The 13,952-nt window shown below is 73.7% G+C and carries 9 protein-coding genes; 2 read left to right on the forward strand and 7 right to left on the reverse strand.

Annotated features, from left to right (window positions below):
• Positions 1-145: 145 nt before the first annotated feature.
• The 4 genes from ald to ACO0M4_RS36580 all read right to left on the reverse strand — a co-directional run bounded on the left by ald (position 146) and on the right by ACO0M4_RS36580 (position 6,127).
• Complete coding sequence (gene ald, locus ACO0M4_RS36565; protein WP_430376025.1) at positions 146-1,261, reverse strand: alanine dehydrogenase; 1,116 nt, start codon at positions 1,259-1,261, stop codon at positions 146-148.
• A gap of 167 nt (positions 1,262-1,428) precedes the next feature.
• Positions 1,429-3,540, reverse strand: a complete 2,112-nt coding sequence (locus ACO0M4_RS36570) for a tetratricopeptide repeat protein (protein WP_430375457.1) — start codon at positions 3,538-3,540, stop codon at positions 1,429-1,431.
• A gap of 191 nt (positions 3,541-3,731) precedes the next feature.
• Positions 3,732-4,358 carry an NUDIX domain-containing protein gene (locus ACO0M4_RS36575; RefSeq protein ID WP_430375458.1) on the reverse strand — a complete coding sequence of 209 codons (627 nt, stop codon included), beginning with the start codon at positions 4,356-4,358 and terminating at the stop codon, positions 3,732-3,734.
• Positions 4,359-4,456: 98 nt separating this feature from the next.
• Positions 4,457-6,127, reverse strand: coding sequence for a CTP synthase (locus ACO0M4_RS36580; RefSeq protein ID WP_430375459.1), 1,671 nt, complete (start codon positions 6,125-6,127; stop codon positions 4,457-4,459).
• A 454-nt stretch (positions 6,128-6,581) separates the two neighbouring features.
• Here ACO0M4_RS36580 and ACO0M4_RS36585 point away from each other — a divergent pair, with 454 nt between their 5' ends.
• Positions 6,582-8,384 carry a glycoside hydrolase family 15 protein gene (locus tag ACO0M4_RS36585; RefSeq protein ID WP_430376026.1) on the forward strand — a complete coding sequence of 601 codons (1,803 nt, stop codon included), beginning with the start codon at positions 6,582-6,584 and terminating at the stop codon, positions 8,382-8,384.
• Positions 8,385-8,449: 65 nt separating this feature from the next.
• Here the strand turns inward: ACO0M4_RS36585 and ACO0M4_RS36590 are convergent, their stop codons facing one another.
• Complete coding sequence (locus ACO0M4_RS36590) at positions 8,450-9,634, reverse strand: beta-1,3-glucanase family protein (protein WP_430375461.1); 1,185 nt, start codon at positions 9,632-9,634, stop codon at positions 8,450-8,452.
• Between the two features lie 210 nt (positions 9,635-9,844).
• Between ACO0M4_RS36590 and ACO0M4_RS36595 the strand changes: the two genes are divergently transcribed.
• Entirely contained in the window at positions 9,845-11,473 is a 1,629-nt protein-coding gene (locus tag ACO0M4_RS36595; RefSeq protein WP_430375462.1) for a PucR family transcriptional regulator, read from the forward strand.
• A 66-nt stretch (positions 11,474-11,539) separates the two neighbouring features.
• Here ACO0M4_RS36595 and ACO0M4_RS36600 read toward each other — a convergent pair whose 3' ends face one another.
• Both ACO0M4_RS36600 and ACO0M4_RS36605 read right to left on the reverse strand, forming a co-directional pair.
• Positions 11,540-12,727, reverse strand: coding sequence for a glycosyltransferase family 4 protein (locus tag ACO0M4_RS36600; RefSeq protein ID WP_430375463.1), 1,188 nt, complete (start codon positions 12,725-12,727; stop codon positions 11,540-11,542).
• Between the two features lie 405 nt (positions 12,728-13,132).
• On the reverse strand, positions 13,133-13,948 hold the full coding sequence (locus tag ACO0M4_RS36605; RefSeq protein WP_430375464.1) for a hypothetical protein: 816 nt from the start codon (positions 13,946-13,948) through the stop codon (positions 13,133-13,135).
• Positions 13,949-13,952 lie beyond the last annotated feature (4 nt).

Raw genomic sequence — 13,952 nt, forward strand, 5'->3', positions numbered from 1 at the left:
GAATCGGTTAAAGGGTTACGTTCGCGGCGAGTTGAGACCCGACCGCTCGGAGCCGCCCCCGGGGCGTGTCGCACATGCGACCGGCCGGGCCCTGTCGAGGGGGCCCGGCCGGTCGTGCGGCGCTTGACGCGTGCGGTTGACGCCTTTAGCCGAGGAGGGTGCGCAGTTCCACGTACTCCAGGCCGTGGGCCTGGGCGACCTCGGGGTAGACGACCTTGCCGTCGTGGGTGTTCAGGCCCTTGGCCAGCGCGGGGTCACGGCGCAGCGCCTCGACCCAACCACGGTTCGCCAGCTCCACGATGTAGGGCAGCGTGGCGTTGGTGAGGGCGTAGGTGGAGGTGTTGGGCACCGCGCCGGGCATGTTGGCCACGCAGTAGAAGACCGAGTTGTGGACCGGGAAGGTCGGCTCGGCGTGCGTGGTCGGCTTGGAGTCCTCGAAGCAGCCGCCCTGGTCGATGGCGATGTCGACAAGGACACTACCGGGCTTCATCTTGGCGACGAGCTCGTTGGTGACCAGCTTCGGGGCCTTGGCGCCCGGGATCAGGACCGCACCGACGACGAGGTCGGCCTCGACGACGGCCTTCTCCAGCTCGTAGGCGTTGGAGACGATCGTCTGCACCTTGGTGCCGAAGATCTTGTCGGCCTCGCGGAGCTTGTTGATGTCCCTGTCGAGCAGGGTGACGTGGAAGCCGAGGCCCACCGCGATCTGCACCGCGTTCCAGCCGGAGACGCCACCGCCGATGACGACGGCCTTGCCGGCCTGGACACCGGGAACGCCACCGGGCAGCACGCCGCGGCCGCCGGCCTGGCGCATCAGGTGGTAGGCGCCGACCTGCGGGGCGATCCGGCCCGCGACCTCGGACATCGGGGCCAGCAGCGGCAGCGCGCGGCTGGCGGTCTCGACGGTCTCGTAGGCGATCGCGGTGGTGCCGGACGCCAGCAGGGCGTCCGTGCACTCCTTGGACGCGGCCAGGTGCAGGTAGGTGAAGAGGGTCTGGTCCTTGCGGAGGCGGTGGTACTCCTCCGCGATCGGCTCCTTGACCTTCAGCAGCAGGTCGGCGGTGGCCCACACCTCGTCGGCGGTGCCGAGGATCGTGGCACCGGCGGAGACGTACTCCTCGTTCGGGATGGACGAGCCGAGGCCGGCGTCCTTCTCGATGAAGACCTGGTGGCCGTTTCGGACCAGCTCGTGGACTCCGGCGGGCGTGATAGCCACCCGGAACTCGTTGTTCTTGACCTCGCGGGGGATGCCGACCTTCACGTCGATCACGGTCCTTGAATGAGAGCTTGCAGAAGGAATTATCCCTCATGCGTTGCATGACGGAACTGACCGCGCCGGACGCGGCCCGACCAGTCTATTGAAGGACCTCGCGTTGTCTAGCCTTGCAAAGGGCCAATTTTTCGAAAGACCACTACCGATTTCGTAGGTCACTCGGGGTGCTCCTGACGCCATCGCTCCCCCGCCGCCCGGTGGAGCCGTGCCGCTGCTGGGTCACCGAGCCGCTCAAGGATCTCCGCAATCCGTAGCTGGAGGCGCGCCTCCAGTGCCCCGTCGGCCGCCGCACGGGCGAAATCGAGGGCCTCCAGGTGGCTCCGCAGCGCCTCGTCTAGCTGCCCGGCGTGCTCATGGACCCCCGCCGCCGCCTCCGCCGCACGCGCCTGACCTGCGGAATCGCCGAGCCTGCGGGAGGTGCGGGCGGCCGCTCGGCAGTCCTTGAGGGCCTGCTCGTAACGGCCCGCGCGGCCGTGCGCGACGCCGATCCGGGCGTGCAGCCGGGCCGCGTCGGCCCGCTCGCCCCGAGCCAGCCGCAACTCCAGCGCCCGCCCGTACCAGTCGGCGGCCCGGACCCAGTCGCCCAACTCGCTGTAGGTGTCGCCCAGTGACTCCAACGCCCGCCCGGTGGCCATCGGGTCCTTCACCGACCGGGCCGCCTCCAGTGCACCCCGGTACCGGGTGAGCGCCTGCTCCATCCGGTCGGCACCGGCGTCCAAGTCACCGAGGTTGAGCAGGGCGGCGGCCCGCTCGCGCGGCAGCGGGCGCCGCGCGGCGACCCGCAGGACCAACTCGTGCAGGGCGTAGAGGTCGGGCGCGGCCGCCTCGGGGCCGTGGTGCGCGAGCAGCGCCCGGGTGAGCGCGGCGATCAACCGCCGGTCCAGCGTGTCGAGTTGACCGTCCTCGACGGCGATCCGGGCGGCGTCCAACAGGGCGCCCCGCCGGGTGTGCAGCCAGTGCGCGGCGGCGGCCCGGGTGGCGAAGCGCAGCGGGCGGGGCAGCTCACCGGCCTTGCGGCGGGCGGGAGAACCCTCCGGCTCGGCGGCCGCCCGGCAGGACTGGACCAGCCGTACGGTCCGCTCCAACATCCGGGCCCTGGCCAACTGGACGTCGGCCGGCCGCTCCTGTTCCCGCAGCAACTCCCGGGAGAGCGGGACCAGGCAGCCGGGGAGCCGGTACCGGGGGCCGATCGCCACGTCGGCGGGCGGGGCACCCGGCCCCTCCTCCTCGGGCAGCGGCCGCAGCAGGCCGAGCGCGACGAAGTCGTGCAGGACCGCGGCGGCGGCCGGGACCGTGCAGCCGCCCAGCGCGGCGGCCGTGTGCGGATCCACCAGGCCGTCCGGGGCGAGGGTGGCCAGCCGCAGTATCCGGGCGGCGGTCCCCGGCAGCGCGTCGTAGGTGAGGCGGAAGGCGCGCTGGAGGGGGTGGGCACCGGCCGGCAGGTCCGGCGGCAGCGGGACGGCCAGCAGCGCCTGGCGCAGATCGGCGACGGAGAGCTTGGGGCGGGCGGCGAGCCAGGCGCCCGCCAGTATCAGGGCCGCGGGCTGGCCGCCGCACTCCTGCGCGACGGCCTCCGCGGTCCGCGGATCGACGGTGACCCGGGTCGGTCCCGCGTAGTGGCACAGCACCTCGACCGCGGCCGCGGTGTCCAGCCCGCCCAGCGCACACGGCCGGACGTCCGAGATGCCGGTCAGCGGGCCCTGCGAGACCACCACGACCAGGCAGTCCGGGGCGTCCGGGATCAACGGTTCGACCTCCTCGGCGCCCGGTGCGTCGTCCAGCAGGAGTACCGTCCGCCGCCCGGCCAGGGCCGCGCGCACCGCCGCCGCGAGCTCGTCCTCGTCGGCGCCCGGCGGGGCGTCGGTGCCCAGCGCGGTGAGCAGGTCGCGGGCGGTCCGGGCGAGGCCGGCCGGGGCGCCGTCGCGACCGGTCAGGACGGCGCGCAATACCCCATCGGGGTACTCGTCTGCGATCTCCCGCAGCAGCGCCTCGGCCAGGGTGGTGCGGCCGGAGCCGGGGCGGCCGGCGATCAGTAGCACCCGGCTGCGGGCGCCGCGGCGGCCGGTGAGGGTGTCCAGGCCGGCCCGCCGGATGTCGGCGCGCAGCGCCTTGAGTTCATGGCGGCGGCCGGCGAATCCGGGGAGGTCGGAGCGGAGGGCGGCACCGTCCTGGCGGGGCAGTGTCGCCCGCCGTTCGCGGGCCGCCGTACCGGGACCGCGCGCCGCCTCCGGCGCACGGTGCCCCCCGCCCACCACCTGATCCGTCACCGGTCACGCTCCCGTCCGCCTGCGCTCACCTTCCCGTCGCGGACGCGTACGGGAACCCTGCCGAGCGTAGTTCACGACCCGTCACGTCCCGTGTGGAGCAGGGCCGTTGGGTCACTCGATCGGATCGACTGATCATCCGACCGGGCGGTGGACGGAACCGCGGGCCCCGGTGACGACTCCCGGCCCCTGGGTCAGGCTTCGAAGGGGCGGGCCGGCCAGGGCGCGTCGGCCGGCCGGAGGGCGTCCAGGCCGTCGCCGGCCTGCGCCGCGGTGAGCGCCAGCACCCCGACGACCAGGCAGTTGTTGTGCAGCTCGCCGGCGAGCACCCCGCGGACCAGTTCGTCCACCGGGACCCGTGCCAGCTCCATCTCGGCCTCCTCCTCGGAGACCTCGAAGCGCTCCCCTTCGGCATCGGCCAGCCCGCGCGCCAGGAAGACCCGCACCGCCTCGTCACTGCCGCCCGGGGTGGTGTAGACGTCGGTCAGCACCCGCCAGTCCTCGGCCTTGACGTGGGCCTCCTCGTACAGCTCGCGCTGTGCGGCGCGCAGCGGGTTCTCACCGGGGACGTCGAGCAGCCCGGCGGGGATCTCCCACAGCTTCTGCCGCACGGGGTGGCGGTACTGGTGCAGGACCAGCACCCGGCCGGCGTCGTCGAGGGCGAGGACCGCCACCGAGCCCGGGTGGACCTGGTAGTCGCGGCTGACGGTGGCGCCGTCCGGCATGACGACCCGGTCGGTGCGCACGCTGGTCTTGGCCCCGGTGAACGGCGTGGTGGTCCCGGTGACCGTCCACTCCTCCGCGATGTCCTTGATCGCCATACGCGTCCTCCTGTGTGTACCTGTGCCAACGCGGAAACCGGGGTACCGCCTCCCAGGAGGAGGCCGTACCCCGGCAACCGTAACCGGCTGGGCGCCGCTTACTTCTTGGCGCCCGACTTCCGGGCTGCATCCTGCCGTTCGACGGCCGCCTTCACCAGGCCGGCGAAGAGCGGGTGCGGACGGGTCGGACGGGACCGCAGCTCCGGGTGCGCCTGGGTGGCGACCAGGTAGGGGTGGACCTCGCGCGGGTACTCGACGTACTCGACCAGCTTGTTGTCCGGGGAGGTGCCGGAGAACAGCAGGCCGGCCTTCTTCTCCAGCTCACCGCGGTAGGCGTTGTTGACCTCGTAGCGGTGGCGGTGGCGCTCCTCGACGTAGGGCTCGCCGCCGTAGACCTCGCGGACGATGGAGCCCTCGGCGAGCTTGGCCGGGTACATGCCCAGGCGCATGGTGCCGCCCATGTCGCCCTCGCCGGCGACGATGTCCATCTGCTCGGCCATCGTGGAGATCACCGGGTCGGTGGCGGCCGGGTCGAACTCGGTGGAGTTGGCGCCCTCGATGCCGGCGAGGTTGCGTGCCGCCTCGATCACCACGCACTGCAGGCCCAGGCAGAGGCCGAGCAGCGGGAGCTTGTTCTCCCGGGCGTAGGTGATCGCGCCGACCTTGCCGTCCACACCGCGGTCGCCGAAGCCGCCGGGGACGCAGATCGCGTCGCAGTCGGCGAGCTGCGCACGGGCGCCGGCCGGGGTCTTGCAGTCGTCGGAGGTGACCCACTTGATCTTGACGCGGGCCTTGTTGGCGAAGCCGCCGGCGCGCAGCGCCTCGGTGACCGAGAGGTAGGCGTCGGGCAGGTCGATGTACTTGCCGACCAGCGCGACCTTGACCTCGTGCGCGGGGTTGTGGACCCGGTCGAGCAGGTCCGCCCACTGGGTCCAGTCCACGTCCCGGAACGGCAGGTCCAGCTTGCGGACGACGTAGGCGTCCAGGCCCTCGGCGTGCACGACCTTGGGGATGTCGTAGATCGACGGGGCGTCCGGGCAGGCGATGACCGCGGCCTCGTCGACGTCGCACATCAGCGAGATCTTGCGCTTGATGGCGGTGGGCACCTCGCGGTCGGCGCGCAGCACGATCGCGTCGGGCTGGATGCCGATGTTGCGCAGCGCGGCGACCGAGTGCTGGGTCGGCTTGGTCTTCAGCTCACCGGACGGGCCGATGTACGGGAGCAGCGAGATGTGCACGACGAAGACGTTGTCCCGGCCGACCTCGTGGCGGACCTGGCGGACGGTCTCCAGGAACGGCAGCGACTCGATGTCGCCGACCGTGCCGCCGACCTCGGTGATGACCACGTCGACGTCGTCGGTGGCCAGCCGTCGGATGCGGTGCTTGATCTCGTTGGTGATGTGCGGAATGACCTGCACGGTGTCACCGAGGTACTCGCCGCGCCGCTCCTTGGCGATCACGGTGTTGTAGACCTGGCCGGTGGTGACGTTCGCCGAGCCGTCGAGGTCGACGTCGAGGAAGCGCTCGTAGTGGCCGATGTCCAGGTCGGTCTCGGCACCGTCGTTGGTGACGAAGACCTCACCGTGCTGGAACGGGTTCATCGTGCCGGGGTCGACGTTGAGGTACGGGTCGAGCTTCTGCATCGTGACCCGCAGGCCGCGCGCCTTCAGGAGCGCACCCAGGCTGGAGGCGGTGAGCCCCTTGCCGAGCGAGGAGGCGACGCCCCCGGTGACGAAGAGGTGCTTGGTCGTCGAAGATTTGGGCGGCATGGCCAAGAGGGGGCTCCCGTGGTCGCGAGGTGGAGAGGTGCGACGGGACTTCGGTCCTGAGATTCAGGGGTGCCGTCGCTGCGGTTCGGGGGTGCCGCATTTCTGCTGGGTCCCACCGGTCCACGGGGTACCAGGTTATCAGCGACCGGGCATGGTCGCGTCCGGCCACGCACCGGAAGGGGTCCTCAACCAGGCCACCCAATCGGACCACCCCCACTCGACGTGAGCATCGCGCGGAGCACCCCCCTGCGTCGTATCCTGCTCGGACACTCGCTACGAGCCGTCCGGGAAGGCACCACCCTCCCCCAGCTACGGGCTGGGTGGGGGTCCCTCCAGCGGCAGCTGGGGGAGTGCCCCCAGCCAGATTTCCGGTCCCGCTGCTCGGCGACGTTTCATGGGCAGGACGGACAGCACACAACGTCCCATGGGGGGCGTGACTCCAGTTCGACGGGAGATGCACGTGGCCGGGCGCATCGAGGACTACGCACTTATCGGTGATATGCAGACCGCCGCTCTCGTGTGCCGGGACGGCACGGTCGACTGGCTGTGCCTGCCCCGATTCGACTCGCCGGCGGTCTTCGCGGGGCTGCTGGGCACCGAGGAGCACGGCTTCTGGCAGCTGGGGCCGGCCGTTGCGGACGGCCCGCGGGCCGCGGACCGGCGGCGCTACCGAGGGGATTCACTCGTCCTGGAGTCCGAGTGGGACACTCCGCGCGGTACCGTCCGGGTGATCGACTTCATGCCGCCGCGGGACGGCGCGCCCCAGGTCATCCGGATCGTGGAGGGCGTCAGCGGCCGGGTGCCGATGCGGTCGGAGCTGCGGATGCGGTTCGCGTACGGCTGGGTGGTGCCCTGGGTCCACAAGGTGGACGGCCGGACCGTCGCGGTCGCCGGGCCAGACTCGGTGTGGCTGGACACCGCCGCCGAGACCTACGGCAAGGACCTGACGACGTACTCCGACTTCACGGTGTCGCCGGGCGAGCGGATCGCGTTCACGATCAGCTGGCAGCCCTCGCACCACGAGCCGCCGGCCCTGGCGGACCCGCAGGGGTCGCTGGAGGCGACCGAGGAGTTCTGGCGGGAGTGGGTCGAGCACTGCACGTACCACGGGCCCTACCGGGACGCGGTGGTGCGCTCGCTGATCACGCTCAAGGCGCTGACGTACGCGCCGACCGGCGGGATCGTGGCGGCGCCGACCACGTCGTTGCCGGAGTGCATCGGCGGGGTCCGCAACTGGGACTACCGCTTCACCTGGCTGCGGGACGCGGCGATCACCCTGTCGTCGCTGCTGCGCACCGGCTACCGCGAGGAGGCCCGGGCGTGGCGCGAGTGGCTGCTGCGGGCGGTGGCCGGCGACCCGGAGAACCTCCAGATCATGTACGGCATCGCCGGTGAGCGGGAGCTCGGCGAGACCGAGCTCAAGTGGCTGCCCGGGTACGAGGATTCGCGCCCGGTGCGGGTCGGCAACGGCGCCGCCGGCCAGCTCCAGCTGGACGTCTACGGCGAGGTCACCGAGGCCCTGCACCTGGCGCACATGACCGGGCTGGCCCGCAACGACTACGCCTCGCTGCTCCAGATCAAGCTGATCGCGTGGGTGGAGAAGCACTGGGACGAGCCGGACGAGGGCATCTGGGAGGTGCGCGGGCCGCGCCGGCACTTCGTGCACTCCAAGGTCATGACCTGGGTCGCGGTGGACCGCACGGTGAAGCTGATCGAGTCCGGGGACGTGGACGGCCCGCTGGAGCGGTGGAAGGACCTGCGGGAGACCATCCACCGGGACGTCTGCGAGAAGGGTTACGACAAGGAGCGGAACACCTTCACCCAGTCCTACGGCTCGCAGGAGCTGGACGCGTCGCTGCTGCTGATCCCGCAGGTCGGGTTCCTGCCGCCGGACGACAAGCGGGTCATCGGCACCATCGAGGCGATCCAGCGGGAGCTGTCCACCGAGGACGGGTTCGTGCTGCGCTACCCGACGTCCGGTGAGGGGCTCGGGGTGGACGGCCTCGAAGGCGACGAGGGCGCGTTCCTGGCCTGTTCGTTCTGGCTGGCCGACGACCTGGCGATGATCGGCCGGGTGGAGGAGGCCCGCAAGCTCTTCGAGAAGTTGCTCTCGCTCCGCAACGACCTGGGGCTGCTCGCCGAGGAGTGGGACTCCCGGCTCCAGCGCCAGGTGGGGAACTTCCCACAGGCGTTCAGCCACGTCCCGCTGATCGACACGGCGCTGCGGCTGACTGCCAGTGGGGCATATGGGGGTTGACGCCCCCCTTCAGGACGTCAACCCCCGGAGGTCTTCGCTGCCGTCGGGGTTCGGCCTTCCGGCGGTTATGAGAACGGCGTCAGGGTGAGGGTGAGCTCCTTGGGGGCGTGGTCCTCGACGTAGGAGGCGAAGCCGGCGACGTCGTCGAAGGCGAAGCCGTACGCCTTGCCGTCCCGGGTCGCGGTGTGCATGGCGCGGGCGTAGTGGTTGGTGAGCGGCTGCTGGTAGAAGGCGGCCGGGTCGGTGACCGGCTGGGCGGCGTGGGTCGCCAGGGTGGAGCGGTTGAGGGCGGCGCCGAGGACGGCGGCCACCGGGCCCCGGGTGCCGTCGTTGGGGGCGGCCAGGGTGCCGTCGCAGAAGAGGACGTCGCGGGTGCTGGGGCGGGTGAAGGTCACTCCCCCGGCTGCCGCGGGAGTGACTCCCGTGCCGGGGCCGGTGAAGGTGAGCTGGTCGCCGCTGACCCGGCCGGTGAAGGTGCCGGCGTTGGTGGTGACGGTCAGGTCCTTGGCGGCGTACGCGGACCAGGCGGCGTCGATGGCCGAGGCGAAGTAGTCGGCGGCGAACAGGCCGCTGTCCAGGCCGTGGCCGGGGGCGATCACCCGCCGGTCGCCGATGACCAGACGGTCGAAGCCCGCGGCGGCCTTGACGTCGGCGAAGATCCGGGCCCGGGCGCCGTCCTTGAGAGTGCCGGTGGTCTGGTCACCGGAGCCGGTGAGCCGCAGCGCGAGCGGGACGCTGAACATGTCGACCATGGTGGTGTTGCAGAACATTCCGCCGGAGTTGTAGGTGAACTCGGCGCAGTCGTGCAGCACGTCGTAGTTGGGGTCGGTGGCGACCCAGCCCGCCGGGTAGGCCAGCGCGGGCCTGCCGTTGCCGTCGGCGACCGCCTTGATCTTGAGTTTGGCGCCCAGGCTGGTGTAGATCCGGCCGGACATCGGGGGCAGCTGGACGGTGGTGGTGCCGGTGGCGGCGAGCGGTATCGCGTAGTCGGTGAAGCCGTCCGGGCCGTTGTCGGCGAGGGAGACGGGGGCGAGCCGGCCGTCCGGGGTGACCCGGACCTGCTGGGTGCCGTCGTTGCCGAGGACATAGATCCAGACCGAGCCGTTGGCGTAGGCGCCGGAGTTGTTCGCGAGGTGCAGCGGGAGGGTGGCCGCCGCGCGGTGGGCGGGGGCGCCGACGGCCCGGGCGGCGAGGGCGGCGGTGGCGGCACCGGCGGCGAGTCCGCCGAGCAGGGTGCGACGGGAGATCATGAGGCGGCTCCTTGTGGGGGGGTGGGTGAGCGCTCTCGGTGTGATGGTGCGGGCACCCTGCCGAGTCACCCCCGGTATCGTCAAGTGGGCCGACGGGACGGGAAGTTGGACGGCCGGTCGGCGGGTGCGGGGCGGTCGTCTCCCGGGGGCGGTGAGGGCGATCCGGATCACTTTCCTCCGGATAGCCGTACGCGCGGTAGCGTTCGCGCCATGGGGCCGCACGGGAAGATCGAAGCCGACATCACGGTACGCAGGGCGTTGGAGCTGCCGGCGCTGCGGCGCGGCCTGCCGGAGGTGCTGGCCGGTGAGGACCGGATGGGCCGGTCGGTGCGCTGGGTGCACGCCGGCGAGGTCCCCCACATCGCCTCGCTGCTCAAGGGCGGCGAGCTGCTGCTGACCACCGGGCTCGGGGTGGGCACCCGGCCGTCCGAACAGCGCGCCTTCATCCGCAAGCTCGCGGAGCGGGACGTCGCCGCGCTGGTCGTGGAGCTGGGCTCGCGGTTCGACGCCCTGCCCGCGGCGCTGATCGACGCCGCGCGGGACTGCGGACTGCCGCTGATCCAGCTGCACCGCGAGGTCCCGTACGTCACGGTCACCGAGGAGATCCACACCGAGATCATCAACAGCCATTACACCCTGCTGCGGCGCGCCGACGAACTGCTGCGGCGCTGCACCGGCGTACTGCTGCGGGGCGGCGGTGCCCCGGAGGTGCTGCGGCTGCTCGCCGTCTTCACCGGCAATCCGCTGTGCCTGGAGGCCCCCGACGGCAGCCCGCTGTACGCGGCCGGGCCGGAGGGCGACGACAGCGCGGCGGACGCCGATCCGCTGCTGGCCTGGGAGGGGCTGCGGGACTCCGGCGTACGCATCGAGCTGCCCGGCGGCGGGCCCGGGCCGGACGCGGTGCGCGCCCGGCTGGTGCTACTCCCGGTGAACGGGCCGCTGGCGCCGGTGCACCGGATCGCCGCCGAGCGCGCCGCCGATCTGCTGGCCGTGGTCATGCTCCAGTCCCGTCAGGAGGAGGTGCTGGCCGCCCGCGGTCGCGGTGACTTCCTGGCCGAGCTGGCGGAGGGCCGGATCTCCGCGTCCGAGGCGCCGGCGCAGGCCCGGCTGCTGGGCTTCCGGCCGGGCACCGACCCGGTGCTGCCGGTGGTGATGCGGCTGCCGGCCGCACTGCCCTCCCCCGGCAGTTGGGCGCTGCTCGCCCAGGCGCTGCGCGAGGAACTGGCCGCCCTCGGGGCGCCCGTGCTGCTCGGTGTGCGGCCCGTGGAGGGCCGGGTGCCGCTGCTGGTGGCACTGCGGGCGGGCCAGGACCGGGCGGCGCTGGCCGACCGGGTCGCCGAGGCGCTGCGCGCCGGGGTCGTGCGGGCCGGCCTGGACCGGCCGTCGACGCACCGCCCGGTGGTGGTGGTCGGGACGGCGGGCGACTGGGCGGCGGCCGGCCCGGGGCTGCGGCACGCGGCGGAGGCGGCGGCCGCGGCCCAGGGACTGCCGGAGGCGCCCTGGTACGACGCCCGGCGCCTGGACATCGAGCTGCTGCTGTGGCGGATGCGGGAGCACGGCGAGCAGGGGGTGCTCAGCGATTTCGTCGAGCGCGCCATCGGCCCGCTGCTGGCCCACGACCGGGGTGCCCGCCAGCCGCTGTTGCCGACCCTGGAGGCGTATCTGGCCAGCGCCGGCCGCAAGGCCGAGACCGCCCGCGACCTGAACGTCAACCGGCAGACGCTCTACGACCGGCTGGCGCGGATCGCCCAGCTGCTGGGGACGGACCTGGACGACCCGCAGACGGTGCTGGGACTGCGGCTGGCGCTGCGGGCGCGGCGGCATACCTTCCGGGCCTAGGGCGCTTCTGACGGATTCGCCGCGGACCCGGCCGCGATCCACCGGAGGTCCTAGGCGGCCACGGGGTCAGACCGGCAGGCCCGGCTGCGGCGGCTGGGTCAGTTCGTCGTAGACGCTGAGGACCTGGGCGACCGTGTCGTTCTCGCTGGGCCAGCCGGCGGCCTGGGCTCGGCCGGCCGCGGCGAGCGCGGCGCGGCGCGCCGGGTCGGCGAGCAGGTCGAGGACCGTGTGGGCCAGCGCGGTGGCGTCGCCGTAGCGGACCAGTGCGGCGGCCCGGCCGACCAGTTCGCGGGTGCCGCCGGTGTCGGTGGCCACCAGGGGGACGCCGGCGCGCAGTGCCTCCTGGGCGATCAGGGAGCGCGCCTCCCACCTGCTGGGCAGCACCACCAGGTCGGCAGCGGCGAGGAGTTCGGGTACGTCGTCGCGGCGGCCGAGCAGTTGGACGGGCAGCCGCTCGCTGTCGATCCGGCGCTGGAGCGCGGCCCGCGCTCCGCCCTCGCCCGCGATGGCGAGCAGCGGCTGGGGGTCGAGCCCGCACCAGGCGTGCGCGGCATCCAGCAGCAGGTCATGGCCCTGGGACGGGTCGAGTCGGCCGACCGCGAGCAGCAACGGCCGGTCCACCGCGCCCAGTTCGGCGCGCTCCTTGTCGCGGCGGGCGGGGTCGGCGGTGTGTCCCGCGCGACCGGGCCGGGCGCGCGGGACGGCGACCGGCGCGAGGCGGGCGTCCCGGGCGCCGCGCTCGCGCGCCCGGTCCACGAGGTCGGAGCAGACGCCCAGGACGACCGCCGCGGCCCGGGCCACCCGCCGCTCCATCAGGTGCACCATCCCGGCGCGGGCGCCCTCGGTGTGCGCCTTGGTGTGCCAGGTGATGACGAGGGGGACCGGCCCCCAGCCACCACCGGGGGAACCCCCGGCGCGCGGGCCGCACAGTCCGCGCAGCGCCATCGACGCGCGGAGACCGGCCCGCAGGCCGTGCGCATGGACCAGGTCGGCGTCCCAGCAGGCGCCGCGCAGGACGGTCATGCCCGCCGGGTCCATCCGCGGTGCGACCGGTACGAACCGGGCGCCGGCCGCGGTGAAGCCGTACGCCTCCTCGGCCTCCGGCGGGGCGCACACGGTCACCCGGACCCCGCGGGCGACCAGTCCTTCGGCCAGCGAACGGACGTGCGCCGCGCTGCCGGCGCCGCCGCGGCCGAGCACCTGGACCGTGCGCAGCGGCAACTGCCCGTGCGGCGGGGTCGGGGGGCTGGTCACGAGGTCGGGCTCCTGGGTCGGGGGCGGTACGGACCGTACCGGCGGGGCGGTTTGGCACTGCGAGGTGCTGCGATGCCTCGGGGCGCGGGAACGCGCCCGGCCTGCGGGCAGGACGGGGCGGGCACGCCCTGGCACTGCGCACCGCGCCCAGGATGCCAGTCCGGCGGCGTCAATTCGGCACCGTGCGGACGCCGTTCCGGTGGGAAGTCTCACCCCCGGATCCACCGATTCACCCACATGGGTGACTTGGCGCGTGCGTGGATGACCGCCCGAACGGGGTGAACCCACCCGTCCGGTCCCTCGCCACCGCTGTCCGGAACCCGTCCTTCACTGTCCGGATCGGGTCGCTCCGGATCTCCGCGCCGCCCCGGTCGCGCGGGGTGCCGGCGCGGGCGGCGGGCTCCGTCAGAGCGCCCCGGCCAGCCGGCTGACCCGGTCCCCGGCGGCCGCCGCGGCGACCAGTACGGCGGCGTGCGCGGCCAGCCCCGCCCGGCCTCCCCCACGCTCGGCTCCGCTGGAGCGGGGGGACCCCCATCCGGCGACGACGGCCAGCCCGAGGGCGGCGCCGAGGGCGTGCGCCCCGGCGTCCCCGAGCATCGTGCGCTCCCCGAGATCGTCCCCGGCGACCGCGGCCGCGGCGCCCAGCGGGACGGCGGACAGCGGCCCGGCCGGCCCACGGCGCAACAGCCCCGGTGCGGCCAGGGCGACGACCGCGCCGGCCGCCCGGCCCGGCCGGACGTCCAGGAGGTTGACCAGGTGGGCCGAGCCCGCGATCACCACTCCCGCCAGCAGCTTGTCGACCGGACGGTCCTTGAGCAGGGCGCCGGCGGCGAGCCCGGCGGCACCGATCCCGAAGAGCTTGACCGCCCCGCTGGTGACCTCGCCGTGCCGCAGCGCGGACAGGTGCGCCCGGAAGCCGCGCCGCGGGTCCCCGGCGCCGGCGAGGTCGTCGTAGGCCCCGCAGCCACCGGCGGCCAATACGGCCAGCGCCGCCGCACCGCGGGCCCGGGGGGACAGCCCCGGCGCGCCGGCCACGGCCAGCGCGGTACCGAGCGCGGCCGCCGGACCGGCGTGCAGGGTGACCGTCCGGCCCGCGTAGTTCTTCCGCTCCCAGCGGGCCGCGCCGCCCGGCGGCCGGCGCCGCAGCGCCCCGTAGGCCGCCCGGGTCGCGCCCGCCGCCGCGAGCAGTGCCCCGCTCCTGCCGCCGATCCCCACCGTCATATCG

The organism is Streptomyces sp. RGM 3693 (assembly GCF_050471125.1).
GTDB lineage: Bacteria > Actinomycetota > Actinomycetes > Streptomycetales > Streptomycetaceae > Streptomyces.

What these genes read in the sequence shown, in the direction of transcription:
- ACO0M4_RS36575 (WP_430375458.1), bottom strand. Translation starts at nt 4,358, where the DNA reads ATGGCGATCAAGGACATCGCGGAGGAGTGGACGGTCACCGGGACCACC.
- ACO0M4_RS36580 (WP_430375459.1), bottom strand. Translation starts at nt 6,127, where the DNA reads ATGCCGCCCAAATCTTCGACGACCAAGCACCTCTTCGTCACCGGGGGC.
- ACO0M4_RS36585 (WP_430376026.1), top strand. Translation starts at nt 6,582, where the DNA reads ATGCACGTGGCCGGGCGCATCGAGGACTACGCACTTATCGGTGATATG.
- ACO0M4_RS36590 (WP_430375461.1), bottom strand. Translation starts at nt 9,634, where the DNA reads ATGATCTCCCGTCGCACCCTGCTCGGCGGACTCGCCGCCGGTGCCGCC.
- ACO0M4_RS36595 (WP_430375462.1), top strand. Translation starts at nt 9,845, where the DNA reads ATGGGGCCGCACGGGAAGATCGAAGCCGACATCACGGTACGCAGGGCG.
- ACO0M4_RS36605 (WP_430375464.1), bottom strand. Translation starts at nt 13,948, where the DNA reads ATGACGGTGGGGATCGGCGGCAGGAGCGGGGCACTGCTCGCGGCGGCG.